Source organism: uncultured Campylobacter sp., assembly GCF_937981295.1.
Lineage (GTDB): Bacteria > Campylobacterota > Campylobacteria > Campylobacterales > Campylobacteraceae > Campylobacter_B.
The window spans coordinates 20,564-40,399 of record NZ_CALJPC010000002.1 but is presented as its reverse complement, the minus strand read 5'-3'; the positions used below and the strand labels follow the sequence as shown (position 1 = coordinate 40,399).

General features: G+C 48.6%; 19 protein-coding genes and 1 pseudogene. 18 read left to right on the top strand and 2 right to left on the bottom strand.

The annotated features are described in order from the left end of the window. The 4 genes from Q0135_RS00515 to Q0135_RS00500 all read left to right on the top strand — a co-directional run bounded on the left by Q0135_RS00515 (position 1) and on the right by Q0135_RS00500 (position 2,648). A complete protein-coding gene (locus Q0135_RS00515; protein WP_297987409.1) occupies positions 1-582 on the top strand; it encodes a lipid-binding SYLF domain-containing protein in 582 nt (193 codons plus the stop codon). Positions 583-1,060: 478 nt separating this feature from the next. Continuing rightward, positions 1,061-1,624 carry a DedA family protein gene (locus Q0135_RS00510; protein ID WP_297964961.1) on the top strand — a complete coding sequence of 188 codons (564 nt, stop codon included), beginning with the start codon at positions 1,061-1,063 and terminating at the stop codon, positions 1,622-1,624. A gap of 2 nt (positions 1,625-1,626) precedes the next feature. Next, positions 1,627-2,370: a ribonuclease domain-containing protein gene (locus Q0135_RS00505; protein WP_297987407.1), complete on the top strand. Its 744-nt coding sequence runs from the start codon at positions 1,627-1,629 to the stop codon at positions 2,368-2,370. Further along, positions 2,367-2,648, top strand: coding sequence for a barstar family protein (locus tag Q0135_RS00500; protein ID WP_297987379.1), 282 nt, complete (start codon positions 2,367-2,369; stop codon positions 2,646-2,648). Before Q0135_RS00505 ends, Q0135_RS00500 begins: the two co-directional genes overlap by 4 nt. Before the next feature lie 103 nt (positions 2,649-2,751). On the opposite strand, the gene Q0135_RS00495 is transcribed toward Q0135_RS00500, so the two are convergent. Together Q0135_RS00495 and Q0135_RS00490 are read right to left on the bottom strand one after the other, a co-directional pair. After that, on the bottom strand, positions 2,752-3,195 hold the full coding sequence (locus Q0135_RS00495) for a hypothetical protein (protein WP_297987377.1): 444 nt from the start codon (positions 3,193-3,195) through the stop codon (positions 2,752-2,754). 365 nt (positions 3,196-3,560) lie between these two features. Further along, the gene (locus Q0135_RS00490; RefSeq protein WP_297964968.1) at positions 3,561-3,938 is read right to left on the bottom strand and encodes a hypothetical protein; all 378 of its coding nucleotides are present in this window, start codon (positions 3,936-3,938) and stop codon (positions 3,561-3,563) included. Between the two features lie 137 nt (positions 3,939-4,075). On the opposite strand from Q0135_RS00490, the gene gap reads away from it, so the two are divergent. The 14 genes and pseudogenes from gap (at position 4,076) to Q0135_RS00420 (ending at position 19,677) form a co-directional block, all read left to right on the top strand. After that, a complete protein-coding gene (gene gap, locus Q0135_RS00485) occupies positions 4,076-5,080 on the top strand; it encodes a type I glyceraldehyde-3-phosphate dehydrogenase (protein ID WP_297987375.1) in 1,005 nt (334 codons plus the stop codon). Position 5,081: 1 nt separating this feature from the next. Then, complete coding sequence (gene pgk, locus Q0135_RS00480) at positions 5,082-6,290, top strand: phosphoglycerate kinase (RefSeq protein WP_297987374.1); 1,209 nt, start codon at positions 5,082-5,084, stop codon at positions 6,288-6,290. Further along, positions 6,290-6,982, top strand: a complete 693-nt coding sequence (locus tag Q0135_RS00475) for a triose-phosphate isomerase (RefSeq protein ID WP_297987373.1) — start codon at positions 6,290-6,292, stop codon at positions 6,980-6,982. Before pgk ends, Q0135_RS00475 begins: the two co-directional genes overlap by 1 nt. Before the next feature lie 312 nt (positions 6,983-7,294). Next, on the top strand, positions 7,295-8,122 hold the full coding sequence (gene fabI, locus Q0135_RS00470; protein WP_297987371.1) for an enoyl-ACP reductase FabI: 828 nt from the start codon (positions 7,295-7,297) through the stop codon (positions 8,120-8,122). Positions 8,123-8,127: 5 nt separating this feature from the next. Then, positions 8,128-8,490 carry a hypothetical protein gene (locus Q0135_RS00465; protein ID WP_297987370.1) on the top strand — a complete coding sequence of 121 codons (363 nt, stop codon included), beginning with the start codon at positions 8,128-8,130 and terminating at the stop codon, positions 8,488-8,490. A 904-nt stretch (positions 8,491-9,394) separates the two neighbouring features. Next, a pseudogene (locus tag Q0135_RS11380) lies at positions 9,395-10,108 on the top strand (3'-5' exonuclease); the annotation flags it as partial. Continuing rightward, positions 10,098-10,952 carry a DNA ligase gene (locus Q0135_RS00455; protein WP_297987367.1) on the top strand — a complete coding sequence of 285 codons (855 nt, stop codon included), beginning with the start codon at positions 10,098-10,100 and terminating at the stop codon, positions 10,950-10,952. The pseudogene Q0135_RS11380 and the gene Q0135_RS00455, both read left to right, overlap by 11 nt. A gap of 52 nt (positions 10,953-11,004) precedes the next feature. Further along, the gene (gene galE, locus Q0135_RS00450) at positions 11,005-11,994 is read left to right on the top strand and encodes a UDP-glucose 4-epimerase GalE (protein WP_297987366.1); all 990 of its coding nucleotides are present in this window, start codon (positions 11,005-11,007) and stop codon (positions 11,992-11,994) included. A gap of 81 nt (positions 11,995-12,075) precedes the next feature. Next, entirely contained in the window at positions 12,076-13,614 is a 1,539-nt protein-coding gene (locus Q0135_RS00445; RefSeq protein ID WP_297987365.1) for an oligosaccharide flippase family protein, read from the top strand. Beyond that, on the top strand, positions 13,611-15,233 hold the full coding sequence (locus tag Q0135_RS00440) for a Coenzyme F420 hydrogenase/dehydrogenase, beta subunit C-terminal domain (protein WP_297987363.1): 1,623 nt from the start codon (positions 13,611-13,613) through the stop codon (positions 15,231-15,233). The genes Q0135_RS00445 and Q0135_RS00440 overlap by 4 nt, the downstream gene beginning before the upstream one ends. Further along, positions 15,230-16,291 (top strand): polysaccharide pyruvyl transferase family protein, encoded by a 1,062-nt coding sequence (locus Q0135_RS00435; RefSeq protein WP_297987362.1) that lies wholly within the window; start codon positions 15,230-15,232, stop codon positions 16,289-16,291. The genes Q0135_RS00440 and Q0135_RS00435 overlap by 4 nt, the downstream gene beginning before the upstream one ends. 1 nt (position 16,292) lies before the next feature. After that, complete coding sequence (locus tag Q0135_RS00430; RefSeq protein WP_297987361.1) at positions 16,293-17,372, top strand: glycosyltransferase family 4 protein; 1,080 nt, start codon at positions 16,293-16,295, stop codon at positions 17,370-17,372. After that, entirely contained in the window at positions 17,372-18,637 is a 1,266-nt protein-coding gene (locus Q0135_RS00425; protein WP_297987359.1) for a glycosyltransferase family 2 protein, read from the top strand. The genes Q0135_RS00430 and Q0135_RS00425 overlap by 1 nt, the downstream gene beginning before the upstream one ends. After that, complete coding sequence (locus Q0135_RS00420) at positions 18,634-19,677, top strand: glycosyltransferase (protein WP_297987357.1); 1,044 nt, start codon at positions 18,634-18,636, stop codon at positions 19,675-19,677. The genes Q0135_RS00425 and Q0135_RS00420 overlap by 4 nt, the downstream gene beginning before the upstream one ends. Positions 19,678-19,836 lie beyond the last annotated feature (159 nt).

The window sequence follows — 19,836 nt, the reverse complement described above, 5'->3', positions numbered from 1 at the left end:
ATGAAAAAATTTATAATCGCTTTATTTTTGCTTTTTAGCGCGGCATTTGCCGAGGATGAGCTCATCATTGATAGCGCGAGTGCCTATTCGTCGGTGATGCGCACAAACTCGCAGTACAAATATCTAGCGCAACAAGCCCGCGCGATCGTGATCTTTCCGAGCGTCAAAAAGCTGGGCTTCATCATAGGCGGAATGTATGGCGAGGGGATCATTATCTACAATAACGACGGCGCGCATAGTGTAAGCGGTGCTGAGATCAGCAGCGCTAGCGTAGGACTTCAGATCGGCTATGAGGATAATTATCTAGTCATTTTCGTAATGCATGATGATGTAATCCAAAAAATGCGAAATTCCCAAATCACGCTTTCGGGCGACGCTACGGCAGTTGCAGGTAACTACAGCGCCGATTCTGGCTCTTTAGATGTGCTAAATCAAGATATGTACGTCTTTACGAATAAAGGCGGGCTGTTTGCGGGCGTGAGCCTGGGCGGTTCGGTGCTGGAGACCAAAAACGATCGCGCTTTTGATCCAAATACCGAGGGCTATGCGCTTTTGATGCGAGTAATCGGCGCAGATGAGTAAAATTTAGCTAGAAATGCTAAGGCGCATAGCTTAGCGAAAAATTTTGCTTTATGGGCGTTTTATTAGCGGCTTGGAATTTTGCTCGCGTGATTTCTGCATAATAATAGACTTAGGTGCGTAATTTTATTGCAATTCGCGGGGTGGGAGGCATTTGAAGATATCGCGTAGATCCTGCGTAATTCGCAAGTTGCTTTGAATTCTAAAGAAGTCGAAATTTTGTCATTAAATTTATAGTCGCAAAATTTTACCGCTAAATTTTGCGGTGATTTTACTTGATGCTAGAAATTTTATTTTAGAATTTCGCTTAATATTTTGCGGCGAAATTTTATATTTTGCGACAGCTGCTCGGAATTTTAATTTAATGTCGCAACAAAATCAAGTGGCGTCGTGGGACGTTGGAGTGAAGTTTTCGCACTGAATTTTAAAGCTGTTTTAGTCAAATTTTTTAGAATTTTATACGATCTAATGAAAGGATTCGATGGAATCGATGTTTGCAAACCTCCATACGTGGGGGTATCTGATACTGTTTTTGTATTCGCTGGGCGGAGGATTTTTGGCGCTTGCGGCAGCGGGCGTGCTAAGCTCGGCCGGCGAGCTCAATATCGTCTTATGCATCGTAATCGCCTGCATATCGAACTTTATAGGCGATTCTGGGCTGTTTTTAGTAAGCCGCTACAATAAAAAAGAGATCATGCCGTATCTGCGCAAACAGCGCCGAAACCTCGCTCTGGCGCAGATTTTGTTTCGTAAATATGGCGACCGTATCATTTTGATTAAAAAATTTATCTACGGCCTCAAAACCCTCGTACCGATCGCGATTGGTATCACAAAATATTCGTTTTTAAAATTTAGCGTCATCAATGCCGTAAGCTCGCTCATTTGGGCGCTTGTGGTAGGGCTACTGAGCTACTACGCGGGTGATTTCGTGCGCGAGCTCTATATGCATATCAAGGACGCGCCGTGGATCGCTCCGCTGGCTCTAGGCGCGATAGTAGCGGCGATCGTGCTCTATTTTCGCTTCGCCACGCGTAAAAGAGGCTAGCGGTGGCAAAAAAGCTGATCCCGCTCGCAATTTTCGCAGCACTTCTTTTGGTGCTAAATTTCATCTCCAATTCGCGCGGCTCTACGGCTAAAGATGAGCGGGTTTTTACCTCCAAAACACTGGATGCCGCTTCTCGTAAAAGCGGCGCGCAAGATCTTAAACGCGGCTCCGATCGAGAAATTTCAAACTCCGAAAATCCCGCAAGTAGCGTCGGTGCAAAAGATGAGAGCGGCGCAAGAAACGCAGACGGCGAAGCAGAGCGCGAGGCAGACCTAGGAGATTTAAAATCTCATCCGCGAGAAAACGAGCCCGCCGCGACAGATTCTAAAGACGAGGCGGATGTCCATAGGCGGCACAGCGCAGATTATGAAGCTTCGAACTCGCGAAATCCGGACGTAAATTCTAAAAATCAGCCCTCGGACGAGCCCTGCATAAGCAGGGAGTGCGTGAGCGCTCATATCCGCCGTACGGGCACTTTGCCGCAAAATTTTATCACGAAAAAGCAGGCGGGCGAGCTTGGCTGGCAGGGCGGCGATCTGTGGCGATACGCGCGCGGCAAGAGCATCGGCGGCGACCGCTTCGGCAATTTCGAGCGCAGATTGCCTGATAAAAAGGGACGGACTTGGCGCGAGTGCGATATCGAGTATCGCGGCGGCGCGCGCGGCGCGAAGCGGCTGATATTTTCAAATGACGGCCTGATCTTCTACACCGCCGATCATTACGAAAGCTTCGAGCGCGTGCAATGAGTTTAAATTTTAAAACGTGCCGCGGCGCAAAGATCATCATCGACGGCGCAAAGATCAGACGCAAAGATCAAATTTTCGCGCTGTTTGCCGCAGCGCTAAATTTCGAGCCCGAATACGTCGCAAATTTAGACGCGCTCTATGACGCGCTGGGCGAGCGGGGCGGACAGGTCTTCGTGATTATCAAAAGGGGCGGAATTTTAAAGCTAAGGCTGGGTAAATTTTATGATATTTTGCTGGATGTATTGCGCAGCGGCAAGGCGAAAATTTTAATCTTATGAGCTTGCGCGGCAGCTTATTATGGCTTCAAAGCCAAATTTTACCGAGCCTAAAACGAGTTTATTTCGCCGCAGTTTCGATCGCGCCGTTAAATTTTGCCGAATTTCAGAGCTTATCAAAAGAGGCAATTTTGGAAATTTCACTCACAAATCTCACGCGGTCAAATTTAAACTCAAGCCCATACTGCCAATCTTTGCGGCGCGGGTTTTTAAAGTCGGTAAATTTAACCGCGTTTTCTTCAAATTTAATCTTAAGCGCGAGATACCAGCAGCTCCAGATCCCGCACGGACAGCCCAGTAGGACGACATCCTGCTCATCTTGCGCCAAATCAGCCTCAAGCGCCGCGCGTAAAAATAGCTCCTCAAAATCGATCAAGCTTAAGTAGGCGTAGCCTCCTGCGACGCTAGCTTGCCCGTCCTTTGCCGCAAAGCTTCGCTCGCGCTGCCTAATCAGCTCAAGCAGGGGCTTATCGTTTATCGTAACGACGACTTTGGTAAGGCCTTCGCCTTTCATATCGTAATCGTTTAGGTAAAATTTAATGCTATCCATGCGGCAATCTCGCTAAATGATCTATTTTACGCCGTATTTGCACCGGTCTGCTAAAATTTCAGCGCAGTTTAGCGAATTTGAAGTGAAATTCGGTTGAAGATCAAGAAATTCGCTGGTAAAGCGCAGATCAAGTGGATATTTCGTAAAATTTAGGGATTTAGGGACTTGTTTTTTAACGCATGCAAGCTCAAATTTGCAAAAAAGCTAAATTTGCGTAGATGAAAGAAGCGAAAATAAAAGGTTAAATATCATCGCAGATCAAAGAGATCGAAACGAGAGTTAAATTTCGCTATGGATAAAGAAGCAGAAACGAGGGGTTAAATTTAATTCGCTTTTTAGGGCGCTTAAATTTAACCCTGCCGCGGCTACATCATTTCGCCGCTTTTGTGCTCGTGCTCGGTGTAGGTTACCGGAATATCCTTCTTGCCTTTTCCCGGTGTATACACTCCCTCTCCGCGTTTGAAAAGAAGCTCGATACCTTCGTCGTTCGTAAGCATTATGCCGCTTGCGGAAGCCGCGCGTTTGAGATTATGCTTTTTACCCTTTTCATCGGTTAACACGCCCGTTGCGAACATATCGTTCGAGCTAAGGCTGATGCGCTTATCTCCGGTATCTCCGAGTAGAAATACGATCGTGTGCGCTACAGACTCTTGCTTTTGCTGCGGAGCCGTATCGGCCTTAGGTTGGTTGCATCCGCTTAAAATCGCGATTGCCGCTAATGACGAGAATACAATTCGTCTCATTTTTTCTCCTTTAAAAAAAGTTCGCGAATTATATAGCCAAAAAGTAAATCCTAGATTTCGTGACTTTTTATTTAATCAAAGATTAACCCAAATTTAGTAAAATTCCAGCTGAAAACATCCCAAATAAGGAGAACCTTATGGCAGTAAAAATCGCAATTAACGGCTTTGGAAGGATCGGTAGGTGCGCGGCTAGAATTGCGCTAAGCAGGGACGATATAGAGCTTGTGGCGATCAACGATACCGCTAAGCGCGAGCTTACGAGATACCTGCTTCAATACGACACCGTTCACGGCGAGTTTCGTAAAAAAGTAGAAATTATAAGCGACGAATGCATAGCCGTAGACGGAAAAAAGATCCGCGTCTATTCCACCAGAGAGCCTGCGGAGCTTGATTTTGCGGGCGATGGTGCAGAAGCTGTGCTTGAATGTACTGGTGCGTTTTTAACGAGCGAAAAATGCAAGCCGTTCATAGATAACGGTATCGGCGTAGTCGTAATGAGCGCGCCTGCCAAGGACGATACGCCTACTTTCGTAATCGGCGTTAATGAGGGCGCTTATGCAGGACAGCGCGTCATCTCAAACGCTAGCTGCACCACTAACGGCCTAGCTCCGATTGCAAAAATTTTAGACGATGAGCTTGGTATCGAAAAGGGTCTTATGACGACGATTCACGCCTATACACATGGACAGAGTCTAGTCGATGTAAAAGCCAAGGATTTTCGCCGTTCACGCGCCGCGGCTCTTAATATCGCTCCGACCACGACGGGCGCGGCAAAAGCGATTAGCAAGGTACTTCCGCAGCTAAGCGGTAAGATGCACGGGCAATCTGTGCGCGTGCCGGTGGCTAACGTATCGATGGTTGATCTAACGGTGCTAACGCGCAAGCAGACGAGTGCTGAGGAGCTAAATGAAATTTTCCGCCGTTATGCCACTAAAGAGATGAAAGGAATTTTGCTCGTAGACGACGATAGTCGCGTCAGCAGCGATTTTTGTACCTCAGAATACTCCAGCATCGTAGCTAGCGACTGCACGCAGGTAATTGACGGCAATCTGATAAAAGTGATGAGCTGGTATGACAACGAGTGGGGATATAGCGAGCGCCTCATCGATTTAGCCCTATATGCGGCAAAAAGAAGGAAATAAGATGGGCGAAATTCTTTCGATTAAAGATTTGAAATTTAAAGACGGCGCGCGCGTTTTTATCAGATGCGATTTTAACGTGCCGATGGATGAGTTTTGCAATATTACGGACGATCGCCGCATCCGTTCGTCTATCCCTACTATTAAATATTGCTTAGATGAGGGCTGCGCGGTAATTTTAGCCAGCCACTTAGGACGCCCGAAAAACGGATACGAAGAAAGACTTAGCCTAAAGCCTGTGGTAAAGAGGCTATCTAGGCTTTTGGAGCGTGAGATAAAATTTGTCTCCGATGTCGCGGGCGAGGAAGCTGGAGTTGCGGTAAATTCGCTTAAAAAGGGCGAAGTGCTTCTGCTGGATAATCTGCGCTTTGAAAAGGGCGAGAGCAAAAACGACGAAGCACTAGCTAAGAGGCTTGCGAGCTACGCGGAATTTTATATCAACGACGCTTTTGGTGTATGCCACCGCGCGCATGCTTCGGTAGAAGCGATTACGAAATTCTACGATGAGGCACACAAAGCGGCGGGATTTTTGCTGCTAAAAGAGATAAAATTTGCTAAAGACCTTATTAAAGATCCTGCGCGTCCTTTTGTAGCCGTAACGGGCGGCAGCAAAGTAAGCGGCAAGCTTCAGGCGCTTAAAAATTTACTTCCTAAAGTCGATAAGCTCATCATCGGAGGCGGCATGGCGTTTACCTTTTTAAAAGCCGTCGGATATGATATCGGTAATTCGCTTTTAGAGGAGGATCTTATATCTGACGCACTAAATATCTTGCGCCGCGGCAAAGAGCTTGGGGTTAAAATTTATATCCCCGTCGATGCCGTCGCAGCTCCGCAATGCTCGCAAGATGCCGTTACAAAAAAGGTTACCGTCCAAGAAATTCCAAGCGATTGGATGGGGCTAGATATCGGACCTGCGACCGTAGCGCTTTTTAAAGAAGCCCTAGACGATGCGCAAACGATCTGGTGGAACGGACCGATGGGAGTTTTTGAGATCGATAAATTCGCTCGTGGCAGCCTACATATATCGCACGCGATCGCAGATAGCGACGCCACGACCGTAGTGGGCGGTGGCGATACTGCAGATGTCGTCGAACGCGCGGGCAACGCCGATGATATGACTTTTATTTCTACCGGAGGCGGCGCGAGCTTAGAACTCATCGAAGGCAAGGAGTTGCCGGGCGTGCGAGTGCTTACCACTAAAATGGAGCTGTGATGATACTGGCAGCGAATCTTAAATGTAACCATACCCGCGCTAGCTTTGAGCGGTACGCTAAAGCTTTAGATGAAGGCTTATCGGGCGGAATTTCGCGCGAGGATGAAATTCTAGTTTTTCCTCCTGCTAGCGCATTTTGCACGGGGGTAAAAAATTTCACTCAAGGCGCTCAGAATTTCTATCCCGCCGCGCACGGCAGCTTTACGGGCGAGATCGGCGGCGATATGCTGGCGGAATTTGATATCAAAACCGTTCTTATCGGACACAGCGAGCGGCGCGCTATTTTGGGCGAGAGCGCGGAGCTGATAAGAGAGAAATTCAGTTTTGCCGCAGCACGCGGCTGGCGCATCGTCTTTTGCGTCGGCGAGGATGAGGTGGCATTTGCGCAAAACCGCAGCGAGGAGTTTGTAGCGACACAGCTTGATGGTATCGATCTGAAATATCCGAGCTTAGTACTAGCCTACGAGCCCGTCTGGGCGATCGGCACGGGCAGAAGCGCGCAGTGCGAGCAGATCGAAAGAATGCTAAATTTCTTGCGTGCTAAAAGCCCCGCGCCGCTACTTTACGGCGGCAGCGTAAATGCCGAAAATATCGCAAAAATTTGCGCGATAAGAGGTTGCGACGGGGTGTTAGTGGGCACAGCAAGCTGGGACGCCTCGAAGTTTTTGGAGCTTATACGCGTCGTCTCGTGAGCATCTTTTAATGAGTTTGAAATTTTAAGTTCGCGACAGGCTACGCGCCTAGTCTTGACTTAAAATTTCTACACAACATTAAAATCCATCTCGCGATACTGCCGCTATCAAATTTGGCGTTTCGTCGAATTTTATAAGTTTCAAATTGCGAAGGATTTTTCGCTTAGTCAAGGCGAAATTTAAAAAATAAGCGGAGCGAACATATGGTTCGTGAGCATTATTTTTTAAATTTTAACGCAGAATAAGTAGTTCTGCTTGCAGCTGCGAGCTTGCGAAGCAGAAAAAGCCAAGCAAAAATAGAAAGGAGAAATAATGATTTTAAAAGGAAAAAAAGGCCTCATCGTCGGCATCGCTAACGCCAAATCCATCGCTTACGGCATCGCCGAAGCTTGTCACGCGCAGGGTGCGCAGATGGCGTTTACCTACCTAAACGACGCGCTAAAAAAACGCGTAGAGCCGATCGCGGAGGAGTTTGGCAGCAAATTCGTCTACGAGCTTGACGTAAACAACCAAGCCCATTTAGACGGCCTTGCGGATCGTATTAAAGCGGATCTTGGCGAGATAGATTTCGTCGTGCACGCGGTAGCCTATGCACCAAAAGAAGCGCTAGAGGGCGAGTTTGTAAACACCACAAAAGAAGCCTTTGATATCGCGATGGGCACGAGCGTGTATTCGCTGCTAAGCCTCACGCGCGCGGTGCTGCCGGTGCTAAAAGAGGGCGGCTCGGTTCTTACTCTCACATATCTTGGCGGACCGAAATTCGTGCCTCACTACAACGTCATGGGCGTCGCAAAAGCGGCTCTTGAAAGCTCCGTGCGCTACCTAGCTCACGATCTTGGCGCGCGCGGTATCCGCGTAAATGCTATCAGTGCTGGTCCTATCAAAACGCTTGCCGCAAGCGGAATAGGCGACTTTAGGATGATTTTACGCTACAACGAGATCAACGTGCCGCTTAAACGCAACGTCACGACTCAAGACGTAGGCAAAAGCGCGATGTATCTACTCAGCGACCTTGCTAGCGGCGTGACCGGCGAGGTACACTACGTCGACTGCGGCTACAACATCATGGGCATGGGCGACGTGGCGACCGACGCCGAAGGTAAGACGATCCTTGCGTGGGATGCGGCCAAGGCCGAATAAGCGGCGTGCAAAAAGGGCAAAATTTGACGCGCACGGTCTATTACGAGGCTAGGTACAAAGCCATAGCAGAGGGCGGCATAGAGGGCATCGCCGCCGTTTTGCGAGGTGATGATGAGGCCGAGAAAGCCTCGCTCTTGTTGTGTCTAGATTATTACCTTGATCCCTACTACGGCTGCACGCTGGCGCATGAGAGCGAAATTTTCGCCCTTTTGCAGGAGCTGCTTCTGAGCGAACGCTCGCAAGCCATCAGAGACGATATTTTGCAGCTTCTGGGCGATTACTGCGGCGATTTTAGCGTGCTGCGAAGCAGGATTTGCGAGGCACCCGGCGAGCTTTTACCCGATATCAAGCGCTTGATCGAAAGATAAATTTAACGACCGGCGCGCTTTTGCTCACGGTAATTGCGTCGCGGCGAGAGGTAGTGAAATTTGCCGCGCCTCCGCGCACCCCTTTTTGTTGCGAAAATGCGGCAGCGTAAAATTTTAAGATTGGAAGCGGCGATGAAAACCTCGGATGAGCGAGGAGCTCTATTAGGCGCGTACATAAAAACGGCATGAAGATAGAGGATTGTTTCGGAGCCGTTTTTGAAAAAAGCGGTAAAAACCGCTATAAAGGAGCTTAATGAAAAAGGATTATATCTGCGTATTCGACTGCGAGACGATCCCCGACGTAGCGGCGCTGGTGCGGGTGCTGGATGAGGATGCGATCGCGAGCTGCTTCGAGCCTTTCGATAAAAAAAGCTTTGCAAAGCTTCTTAACGCGCAGCTCTCGCAAAAGATCGGCGGTGAGAAACAAAACGCGTCTTTAAATTTTGCTGTAAATTCGGCGGAGCAGAATTTTAAAATAGAAAATTTCGAGCAAAATTCCGCGCTTCAAAATTTTACGCAACAAGATGCTGCACTTCAAAGCTTCGCCAGTGAAAATTCCGCTGAAAATCCTGCGCAGGGAAATTTTACGAGCGAAAATTCTATGTCGCAAAATACGGCGCTCAAAAATTCCGCATCGCTAAATTTAACCTACGACGATACGGCGCCTCAAAGCTCCGCAGCACAGGGCGCCGAGGTAGAAAATTCCGCGCTCCGAAGCCCCGCGCCTCAGAATTTCGCGGCTGAAAGCTCTATGCTACAAAGCTCCGCATCCGAAAGCTCAAATAGCGAAAATCTGGCTTCAAATTCCGTGCAAGATCTCGCGTTAAACGCGCTAAATTTTAAAATTTACGGCGAGCAGCCGATCTTTAACGCAGATAAAAGCAAAATTTTAAACCACAAATTGCTCTCGCTTAGGGCGATGGAGATTTTCAAAGAAAAAACCGGCAGCGAATTCCTGCCCGTCTGCTTCCACCGCGTCGTTAGCATTAGCGCCGTGATGGCGGACGGATTCGGCAGGTTTTTGCGCGTCTCGACGCTTGATGGCGAGAGCGAGTGCGATAAAATCGCAAAATTTTTGAATTTCATCAACCGCCGTAATCCGCGGCTCGTGAGCTTCAACGGGCGCGGGTTCGATCTGCCGATGATTATGGCGCGCGCGATGTGTTACGATCTAAGCGCCGCGGCGTATTTTGAGACGAACGATCGCGATAATAACAAGAGCAAATGGGAGAACTACCGCAGCCGCTACGACGGGCGGTTTCATCTGGATCTGCTCGATCACATCAGCGATTTTGGCGCCGTTCGCGGGCTCAAGCTCGATCATATCTGCGCCAGCGTGGGCCTTCCCGGCAAATACGACGTGCACGGAGATCAGGTCCTGCAGCTGTATTACGGCGGCGAGCAGGTCAAGATCGACGAGTACTGCAGATCCGACGTGCTTAACACCTACTGGCTGTTTTTAAAATACGAGCTTTTGCGCGGTAAGATCACCAAGGACGACTATCTGAATTATATCGCGGTGATGGGCGAATTTTTGCAAAAAGAGTGCGCGGGCATGAGCTACACGCCCGTTTTTTGCGACTTTATAGAAAGGGAGCTAGCGGCATATGCGAAGTGAAATTTTTAAAATTTTAAAAGGCGCGGTTTTGGGTGCGCTGTTTTTGCTCTGCGGCGCGGTCGCGGACGAGGCTAAATTTAAACCGATGCTGCTTAAAGAATATGTCCCGGGCATGAATATCACGGGCTGGGTCGTTAGCGAGAAGCTAGACGGCGTGCGTGCGATCTGGGACGGGCGTAATCTGCGCTCCAGACGCGGTAAGATCATAAACGCTCCCGAGGGCTGGAGCGCGGGCTTTCCGCCGTTTTTTGTGGACGGCGAGCTATACACGGCGCGCGGAGAGTTTGAGCAGCTTGTCTCGATAGTATCGGCAAGCGTTCCCGATGAGCGGTGGAGCAGGGTGAAATTTTATGCGTTTGACCTACCGAAGGAGCAGAAAAACTTAAGCGCGAAGATGGAAATTTTAAGAAATTTTATCGCCTCAAGCGGCGCGCAAAATTTACTCATCGTGCAGCAAACTCCGGTAAGCACGCACGCCGACGTGCAGGCGTATTTCGATCGCGTCATCGCAGCAGGCGGCGAGGGGGTCGTGCTGCGCGATCCAAACGCGCTTTATGAGAGCGGGCGCAGCGATAAAATTTTAAAATACAAAAAGATGCACGATAGCGATTGCAAGGTCGTAAAAATCAACCCCGGCTACGGCAAAAACGAAGGCAAGATGGGCTCGCTTAGCTGCGTGGATCTACGTAGCGGGGCGAAATTTAAAGTAGGCACGGGCTTTAGCGACGAAATGCGGGCAAATCCGCCTAAGGTGGGCACGATCATCACCTATCAATACCAAAACCTAACCCGCGAGAAAAAGCCGCGCTTCCCCGTATTTTTGCGCGTGCGACCAGCGATTTAATCTAAGGGGCTATAATCGCGTATTTTGATAAATTTGATCCGAAGGAGAATAGATGAAAATTTTAATCACAGGCGGCGCGGGATACATCGGCAGCCACGTCGCAAAAGCGCTTTTAGAAGCGAACCGCCACGACGTCGTCATACTGGATAATCTTTGCAAAGGCTCTATGCGAGCGATCGAGGCGCTTCGCGACGTGGGCGAGTTTGAGTTCGTACAGGAAAGCCTAGAAAACACCCCCGCAATCGAGGAGCTTTTTAAGCGCGAGAAGTTTGATGCGATCATTCATTTTGCAGCGTTTATCGAGGTTTTTGAAAGCACGCAAAATCCGCTAAAATACTATCTAAACAACACCGCCAACGCGATGAATTTGATCGCGCTTGCGAACAAATACGGCGTGAAAGATTTCATATTTAGCTCCACTGCGGCGACCTACGGCGAGCCGGATATCCCGCAAGTAAGCGAGGAAACTCCGCAAAATCCGATCAATCCGTACGGCAGAAGCAAGCTGATGGTCGAGTGGGTGCTAAAAGACGCGGCGGCGGCAAATCCGAATTTTAAATATGGAATTTTGCGCTACTTCAACGTTGCAGGTGCGGCTAGCGACGGCACGATCGGGCAAAACTATCCGAACGCGACGCATCTAATTAAGGTTGCGACCCAAACGATCGTCGGTAAGCGCGATAAGATGAGCATTTTCGGCGATGATTACGACACCAAAGACGGCACCTGCATACGCGACTACATCCACGTAGAGGATCTCGCAAGCGCGCATCTGGCGGTGCTTGATTATCTGCAAAGTAACGACAGCGCGGTCTTTAACGTAGGATATGGCACGGGCTTTAGCGTAAAAGAGGTCGTTAATGAAGCTAAAAAAGTAAGCGGCGTGGATTTTAAAGTGCAGATCGCTCCGCGCAGAGCGGGCGATCCTGCCTGCCTCATCTCAAATGCGGATAAAATTCGCACCAAAACCTCTTGGCAGCCTGAGCACGAGAGCCTGGATGAGATCATCCTAAGCGCGCTTAATTGGGAAAAGAAGCTCTAGGTTCTAGCGTGAAAGTGCGATTTGAAATTTTAAAATTTTACTCCGCCGCGTTTAATAGCGGCGAGCAAAAGGAAGCCTTGTTTGCTTAAAATTCTAAACGCCCCCGAAGCCGCGCAGCGTAAGCTCGGCGTCGTGCTATCGTATGTGAATATCTTTGTTTCTACGATACTTACTTTGGTTTATACGCCGTTTTTTCTGCGGGCGCTGGGGCAGAGCGAGTTTGGGCTATATTCTTTAGCGAGCAGCGTTATCGGCTATTTGGCGATTTTGGATTTAGGCTTTGGTAACGCCGTGACGGTCTATACCGCCAAATACGTCTCAAGCGGCGAAGTGGAGCGCATGCATAAGCTGCACGGCACGATTTTTAGCGTGTATTTGGTAATGAGCGCGGTGATCGTGCTTGCAGGAGCTGCGCTGCTAGCTAATCTGCACGCGATTTTTGGCGCTAAGCTAAGTACTAGTGAGATGGGCGAAATTTGCATTATGCTAATGCTACTAACTGCAAATTTAGCGATTAGTTTTCCTTTTAGCATCTATTCGTCGATCCTTACGGCGCATGAGAATTTCGTATTTATCAAGCTAATTGGGATCTTTCGTACGATCGCTCTGCCGCTAGCTGCGGTGCCTGCGCTACTTTTGGGATATAAGGCTATCGCGATCGTAATCATCGCTACGGCGGTAAATTTAATCTGCGTCGCGGCAGATTTCATCTACTGCAAGCGTAAAGTCTCGCCCGTGATAAGCGTGCGAAATTTCGACGCCCCCACGCTTAAGCAAATTTTTGGCTACTCGTTTTTTATATTTTTAGGCATCGTAGTCGATCAAGTAAACTGGAATGTCGATAATTTTATCTTAGGCGCTGTAGCAGGCGCTACAGTGGTCTCCACGTATGCCGTAGCAAGCACGATAAATGCCACTTTCGTCACGCTTTCGCTCACCATTAGCGGCGTAATGCTTCCTAAAATCGCCAAAATGGTCTCTGCCAACTCCACCGATTCCGAGCTTAGCGCGGAATTTATCAAAATAGGCAGGCTGCAATTTTACGTGATATTTTTTATCGCGTCGCTTTTGGTGATTTTTGGACGGGAGTTTATCGTGCTATGGGCTGGCGCAAATTATGAAATTTCATACGCAATCGCGCTTATTTTGGTGCTTCCAGTAAGCGTGCCGTTGATTCAAAATTTAGGCCTAGCAGTGCTTCAGGCAAAAAACAAAGTCAAATTTCGCTCAATCGCTGCGTTTTGCGTCACGCTCGTAAACATCGCTATTTCTATCCCGCTAGCTAAGGCTTACGGAGGCGTGGGCGCTGCGTGCGGTACGGCTTTTGCGATCACCTTGCTAAATATCTGCGTGATGAATATCTACTATGCTCGTGTAATCGGACTTGACATCGCTAAATTTTGGCGAAATATCGGCGCGATGGTAGTAAAATTTGCTCCCGCAATCGCAGTAAGTCTAGCGATAAATTACGCACTAGACTTGCACGGAGTGAGCTTTTTGCTAATTTGCGGCGGGCTTTATTCGGCTATGTTTGTGCTAAGCGCATATTTTTGGACGATGAACGACTATGAGCGCGCGATTTTTGGCGGCATTGCAGCTAAGATAAGGAGGCGGGCTTGAGCTTCAATGTAATTAGCGAAGTGGTTACGAAAGACCGCTGTATCGGCTGCGGCGTCTGCGCGAGCAGCTGCCCTTTTAGCGTGCTAAAAATGCGGCTTGGAGGCAATGGATTTTACGCGCCTGAGGAGGGCGAAGGGTGCCGCGACAAATGTGATATTTGTCTAAAAGTCTGCCCGTTTTACGAAAAAGATACACTTGAAAATGAGCTAAATTCTAAATCATACGCAGAGCTGGAAAGCTTTAGCCCTGATTTTGGCAGGTTTTTAGCCACTTACAAATTCTACAAAAAAGATGAAGCGCAGCGCCTAAGCAGTGCAAGCGGCGGTGCGGGAGATTATATTTTTCGCGAGCTTTTTGCGCGCGGGCTCATAGATTACGCGATTTGCGCCGTGCCTGCGGACGAGGGGGATTTTATAGCCCAAAATCACAAGTGCGGTTTTTCTGCCTGCAATAATTTAGCGCAGGCGCAGAATTTGCAAAATTCCGCAACCAAAAATTCCGAGCAGAATTTCGCAATTCCGAATTTAACGCAGAATTTAGCGGATGATGATTCTATAAATTTTACGAGTACACAAAATTCCTTTTGCGAAAATTTTACACAGAATTCCGCGCAAAATTTTACAAATAAAATTTCCACGCAGAATTCTAAAGCTTCTTGTAAAAATTCCGTATCAACGCAGAATTTTGCTTGCGAGAATTCCAAAAACGCGCGAAATTATGCGGGCGAAAATTCCGCGCCGCTATTTAAATTTAGCGTGATAAAAAATGCTGGTGAGCTTACTCGTGCGCGCTCGTCCGCTTACTATCCGCTCACGCTTGAAGCAGTGCTAAAGGAGATGTCGCGCCGTGAGGGTAGATACGCGATTAGCGCGCTGCCGTGTTTTGCCAAGGCCTTAAGGCTTGCTGCGAGTAAAAATCCGCGCCTTAAATCCCGCATAAGCTTTATTATTGGGCTGGTTTGCGGACAGGGCAAGGGTGCTGCTTTTACGCATAAGCTGGCAGATCTTGCGTTTAAAGAGCGTAAGCAGCTCACGGCAGTTAATTACAGATATAAAATCGCGGGCAAAAGCGCGATGAGCTTTGGCTTTAAATTCCGCGCTATAGACGGCAGCGAGGCGATAGACGATCGCAGTAGTAGCGCCTTTGCGTACTGGAGTTCGCGCGCTTTTACCCCACTTGCGTGCAACGCCTGCACCGACGTTTTTGCTAAATGCGCCGACGTCGTACTGATGGATGCGTGGCTGCAAAGCGAAATGAGCGAGTGGCGCGGCACGTCGCTCGTAATTACGCGCACAGCTCAGATCGACGCGCTGTTTTCGCAGCCTACGAAGCAGGCACGCGAGGCGATTTTTTGCGAGCGGATATCCGCAGCAGAGGTGCAGCGCTCGCAGCAAAGCCAGGTGGAGTGCAAAAACGAAATTTTCTATGGCGCGAAAAACCCGCTTAAGCGTTACATCTTGCGCCAGAAGCTTCAGATCCAGCGATATAGCGCTACGCATTTTGATTGTGATGATTTCATCGCTGCTAGGCTTAAAAAAATTGCCGCGGCAAATAAAGTGCTAGCGCTTTTGGCGCTACCAAAGATCGCGGCATATAAAATTTATAGGAAGTTTGCATGAAGATCGGGATTTTTACCCTGCCGCTAGTAAATAATTACGGCGGAATTTTACAAGCTTACGCGCTAAGCCGCGTGCTAGTGGAGCTTGGGCACAAGCCGCGGCTCATAAACTTGCGCCTGCAAAGAAGTAAACTATCGATTGCGTATATTAAATTTTTAGTGGCGCGCGCGCTAAAAAAGGAGCTTTGCGGCGCGAAATTTAATCCCTCTTACGAGCGCGATACTAGCGAGTTTGTAGCGGAAAATATTCCTTTAACCGCGCCTGTTTGCATGCCTGCGGATTTAAAGGCGCTGTGCGAGAAAGAACGCTTTGAAGCGGTGATTTTAGGAAGCGATCAGGTTTTTCGTCCTAGCTATTTTGCGGATTTTGCAGATTGCTTTAGCCTTGGATTTTTGCCGCCTAACTGCACGCGGATCGCCTATGCTGCAAGCTTCGGCGGAGATAGGCTCTGTGGGCTTAAAAATCCCGCGGATTTAAAAGCTCACGCTGCAAATTTGGCTAAATTTAAAGCTATTTCGGTGCGCGAGTGCGACGGCGTAAGGCTTGCGCGCGAATGCTTTGGCGTAGATGCGCGCTGGGTGCTAGATCCTACGCTTTTGGCTAACAAAGAGATTTACGATAAATTTTTAAGCCTTGCGCCGCAGCGCAAGGGTTTTGCCTATATCCTAGATCCATCGCCTCGCTCTGAAGCGGCGATAGAGCTACTAAAGAAGCAAAGCGGCCTAGAGATAGATGAGGTGAACGACCGCGGCAACCGCATCGGCATAGAAGCGTGGCTAAGCGCTACTGCGGGCGCGGAGTTCGTGCTAACCGACTCATTTCACGGCTGTGTATTTTCCATAATCTTTAATAAGCCGTTTTTTGTGCTCGTTAATGCCAGTCGCGGCGCGTCGCGCTTTAGCTCACTTTTGGGCTCGTTCGGGCTTGAAGATAGAGCTTTGCAAGATCCCAAAGACGCGCGGTTGGACGCGACTATCGATTGGGATGGCGTAAATGAGGCGTTGCGCCGTAAAAGAGAGGACTCGATGAAATTTTTAAAAACAAGTTTAGGCTCATAAAATGAAAATAGCTATGGTAATTTCTGCTTTAGGCAAGGGCGGTGCCGAGCGCGTGCTAAGCGTGCTGGCAAATTTTTTCTGCCGTGAGAATGAAGTCTGCGTGATAAAATTTGACGCAGATGAGCCGTTTTACGCGCTAGATCCTAAGATCGAGCTTATTAGCTTGGATTTAGGAGTAGGCGATTTGGGAGTATTTGGCAATATAAAAAAGCGCTACGATAAAATTTTAGCCTTGCACAGGCTTCTAAAAAGTCGTAAATTTGACGTCGTAATCTCGTTTTTAGATAATACCAATGTCCTTACGCTTATCGCAAACCTCGGAGTTGGGCAGAAAATCATCGTCTCCGAGCACACCAATCATCGTTTTTTAAAAAGTCCGATCTGGCGAGCGCTCAAGCGGATCTTTTATCCGAGGGCTGCAGGTCTTAGTGTGCTTAGTAAATTTGATCTGGATCATTACACATATGTGCAAAATCGCGCGATCATGCCTAATCCAATGTTTGAGATTAGCCATGCTAAAGATGCTCGTCCGCCTAAAGAAAATATCATACTAGCAGCCGGCCGACTCAATGTCTATAAGGGCTTTGATGTCCTTCTTAAGGCGCTTGCGCTTATAGATTTCAATCTTTTAAAAGAGTGGAAGGTGGTGATTGCAGGCGACGGAGAGGAGCGAAAGAGCCTTGAGAGCCTAGCTGCGAAGCTGCGCTTAAATGTGCAATTCATCGGCTTTGTACGCGATATCGAAAGCTTATATGAACGCGCTAAAATCGTAGTCGTAACTTCCAAGATGGAGGGCTTTTGCAATATTTTGATGGAGAGTATATTTTTCGGCACCGCCAGAATTTCTACGGATTGCATCGCAGGTCCTAGCGAGCTTATAAGCGACGGCGTAGATGGGTTTTTGTGCCCTGTAGGCGATAGCGCGAGCATCGCAAAAAAGCTTGAAATTCTAATGAGCGACGAGAAGCTACGCGAGCGGCTCGTGCAAAACGCCTCTAAGCGCGAAGAGAGCTTTAAAATTGAAACGATCGGGCGACGCTGGCTGGATTTCATAGCCGCTACGATAAAAAGAGAGGAATAATGAGCGAAAATCCCCTAATCTCGGTCATCATCCCCGTTTATAATGTCAAAGAATTCCTGCGCGCTTGCGTGGAGCGCATCACGGCGCAGACCTATACTAACTTAGAAATTTTGCTCGTAGATGATGGATCAAATGACGGCAGCGAGGCGATTTGCGACGAATACGTCACGCGTGATCCCCGTGTGCGAGTGCTGCATAAACCAAACGGCGGGCAGGCTAGCGCGCGAAACGCTGCTTTAGATGTCGCTCGCGGGGAGTTTATCAGCTTCGTAGATAGCGACGATTTGATAAGCTTTGATTTGATTGAGACGCTTTTTCGCCTGACGCAGAAATTTTGCACCAAAATAGCTATGTGCGGCTACACAGCATTTAGCGACGAGAGCGAAATAAATAATTTCAAGGCGGCTTTGAATTCTAAAGAAAATCAAAATTCTAAAGAGATTAGCGATCCGGGAGGAGCTGCAAATTTAAATACCTGCGCAGGCGAATACAAAATATCGCCGCAAGAGCTTTTTAGACGCAGCTGTACGCAGGATCCGTATTTTAGCACTGCAGTTTGGCGCGCGCTGTTTGCTCGCGAAATTTTCACTGCTTTGCGCTTTCCTATGGGGCAGATCTATGAGGATGTGGCGATATTTTTTGATATTTTTAACGCTTCCATTACGGCGTGCACGGATGAAATTTTATATTTTTATCGCGTAAGGGCGGGCTCTACCGTAAACTCATTCGCGCGCAGGCATCTTGCGGTCATCGCTGCGGTGCGCCGCTATACTGAGGCGATCGCTGCGAATTATCCGAGCTTGGCGCGTGAGGCTAATTTCACTCGCTGCGAGTCCGCGCTGAATACGGCGTTTTTAATTATCAAATCGAGCTTTGACGCTGCAGGCTTGGATGGAGATGCAACTTCTCCTTCTGAGGCTAATACGTGCGGTTTGACAAACGAGGCAGATTTGCATGACGCTGGTAGTTTATCTTGCGCATGCGGTAAAAATTCCGCATTTAAAAATTCCGCCAAGCAAAATTATATGCGGAATTCTAAGCAAAATTCTGCGTCGCAAAGAAAGACCGCAGATCCGCGCTCTCCTTTAAGCGTTGCAGAAGCTGCGGATCAGATCCGCTCACTGCACGCTTTGGTGCGCGAGCGGCTGGATTTTGGATTTTTCGCAGCGCATGCAAGCCGCACGCAGACGCTGATGATGGTCTTATTTTACGCTAGCCCCGCGTTTTTGCGGCTATTTTATAAAATTTATCGGAAGCTAAAATGAAAATTTTATTCGTCATCGCGGCTCTTAGAAACGGCGGCGCCGAGCGCGTGCTGCAGGTTTTGGCGAACCATTTTGCGCGCGCGAACGACGTTACGATCGCGATTTTGGAAAATGACGAGGGCAGGTATAAATTTAGCGAAAAGATAAAATTTTTGCATCTGGACGTTTATAAAAACGGCGGCAGGTTCGATAAATACAGAATTTTGCGCGAGTGTTTCAAGCGCGAGCGCCCAAGCGTCATCATCAGCTTTATGGACTGGACGAACGTAGCGTGCGTGATCGCAAGCTTCGGGCTAGGCATCCCGCTCATCGCGACCGAGCACAACGCGCACGATTATCTGCGAAGCGGGCTTTTTAGCCGCGTGCGCGATCTGTGCTACAAAAAAGCAGACGCGCTTACGGTGCTTACGCGCTCGGACTTTGAGTACTATTCGCGATTTATCAAAAACTGCTTCGTCGTGCATAACCCCTTTTTCGGCGAGATTTGCGGTACCAAAGGCGCTAAGCGAAACGTGATCTTAAGCGTCGGCAGGCTCGAGCCCGTAAAGGGGTATGAAATTTACTTTGACGCGCTAAGCAGGATCGATAAAAGCCTGCTTGCGAAGTGGGAAATTTTAATCGCGGGCGACGGATCGCTGCGCGAAAGCTTGCGCGAGCTCGTGGCGCGGCTAGGGCTTGAAGTGCGATTTTTAGGGCATAAGCAGGACGTGAGCGAGCTGTATAAAGAAGCTAAAATTTTTGTGCTAAGCTCGCTTAATGAAGGGCTTTCAAACGTGCTGATCGAGTCTGCATTTTATGGCTGCGCACGGCTTAGCAGCGATACGGCGGGCGCAAAAGAGCTCATAAAGGACGGCTTTAGCGGCATTTTGTTTAAATGCGGCGATGCGAATGAACTTGCGAGCAAGCTCAAAATTTTAATGAGCGATGAGAAGCTGCGAGACGCTCTCGTGCAAAATGCAAATGAAAGCTTAGACGAGTTTTCGCAAGAGCGCATCATTAAGCTCTGGCAGGGCTTGATCGATCGGTTTGCGCGCAAATAGCAGCCGCTTATCGATGCCCTAGCGCCGCGCAGGGATTAAATTTAAACTTCGGTGTGCTAAGATAGCGTCTTGTGCTCGAGCAAAACGGCGTGTTTAAATTTATAAAGCGCATCGCGCGATGAAATTTTGCCCGCTTGGAGGTAGCGCAAAATGCGCTAA

Excerpts from the sequence above, each read along its gene's own strand:
- Q0135_RS00455 (WP_297987367.1), top strand. The coding sequence starts at position 10,098 with ATGCGAAGTGAAATTTTTAAAATTTTAAAAGGCGCGGTTTTGGGTGCG.
- galE (WP_297987366.1), top strand. The coding sequence starts at position 11,005 with ATGAAAATTTTAATCACAGGCGGCGCGGGATACATCGGCAGCCACGTC.
- Q0135_RS00475 (WP_297987373.1), top strand. The coding sequence starts at position 6,290 with ATGATACTGGCAGCGAATCTTAAATGTAACCATACCCGCGCTAGCTTT.
- fabI (WP_297987371.1), top strand. The coding sequence starts at position 7,295 with ATGATTTTAAAAGGAAAAAAAGGCCTCATCGTCGGCATCGCTAACGCC.
- Q0135_RS00515 (WP_297987409.1), top strand. The coding sequence starts at position 1 with ATGAAAAAATTTATAATCGCTTTATTTTTGCTTTTTAGCGCGGCATTT.
- Q0135_RS00420 (WP_297987357.1), top strand. The coding sequence starts at position 18,634 with ATGAAAATTTTATTCGTCATCGCGGCTCTTAGAAACGGCGGCGCCGAG.
- Q0135_RS00500 (WP_297987379.1), top strand. The coding sequence starts at position 2,367 with ATGAGTTTAAATTTTAAAACGTGCCGCGGCGCAAAGATCATCATCGAC.
- Q0135_RS00510 (WP_297964961.1), top strand. The coding sequence starts at position 1,061 with ATGGAATCGATGTTTGCAAACCTCCATACGTGGGGGTATCTGATACTG.
- Q0135_RS00435 (WP_297987362.1), top strand. The coding sequence starts at position 15,230 with ATGAAGATCGGGATTTTTACCCTGCCGCTAGTAAATAATTACGGCGGA.
- gap (WP_297987375.1), top strand. The coding sequence starts at position 4,076 with ATGGCAGTAAAAATCGCAATTAACGGCTTTGGAAGGATCGGTAGGTGC.
- Q0135_RS00495 (WP_297987377.1), bottom strand. The coding sequence starts at position 3,195 with ATGGATAGCATTAAATTTTACCTAAACGATTACGATATGAAAGGCGAA.
- Q0135_RS00430 (WP_297987361.1), top strand. The coding sequence starts at position 16,293 with ATGAAAATAGCTATGGTAATTTCTGCTTTAGGCAAGGGCGGTGCCGAG.
- Q0135_RS00425 (WP_297987359.1), top strand. The coding sequence starts at position 17,372 with ATGAGCGAAAATCCCCTAATCTCGGTCATCATCCCCGTTTATAATGTC.
- pgk (WP_297987374.1), top strand. The coding sequence starts at position 5,082 with ATGGGCGAAATTCTTTCGATTAAAGATTTGAAATTTAAAGACGGCGCG.
- Q0135_RS00490 (WP_297964968.1), bottom strand. The coding sequence starts at position 3,938 with ATGAGACGAATTGTATTCTCGTCATTAGCGGCAATCGCGATTTTAAGC.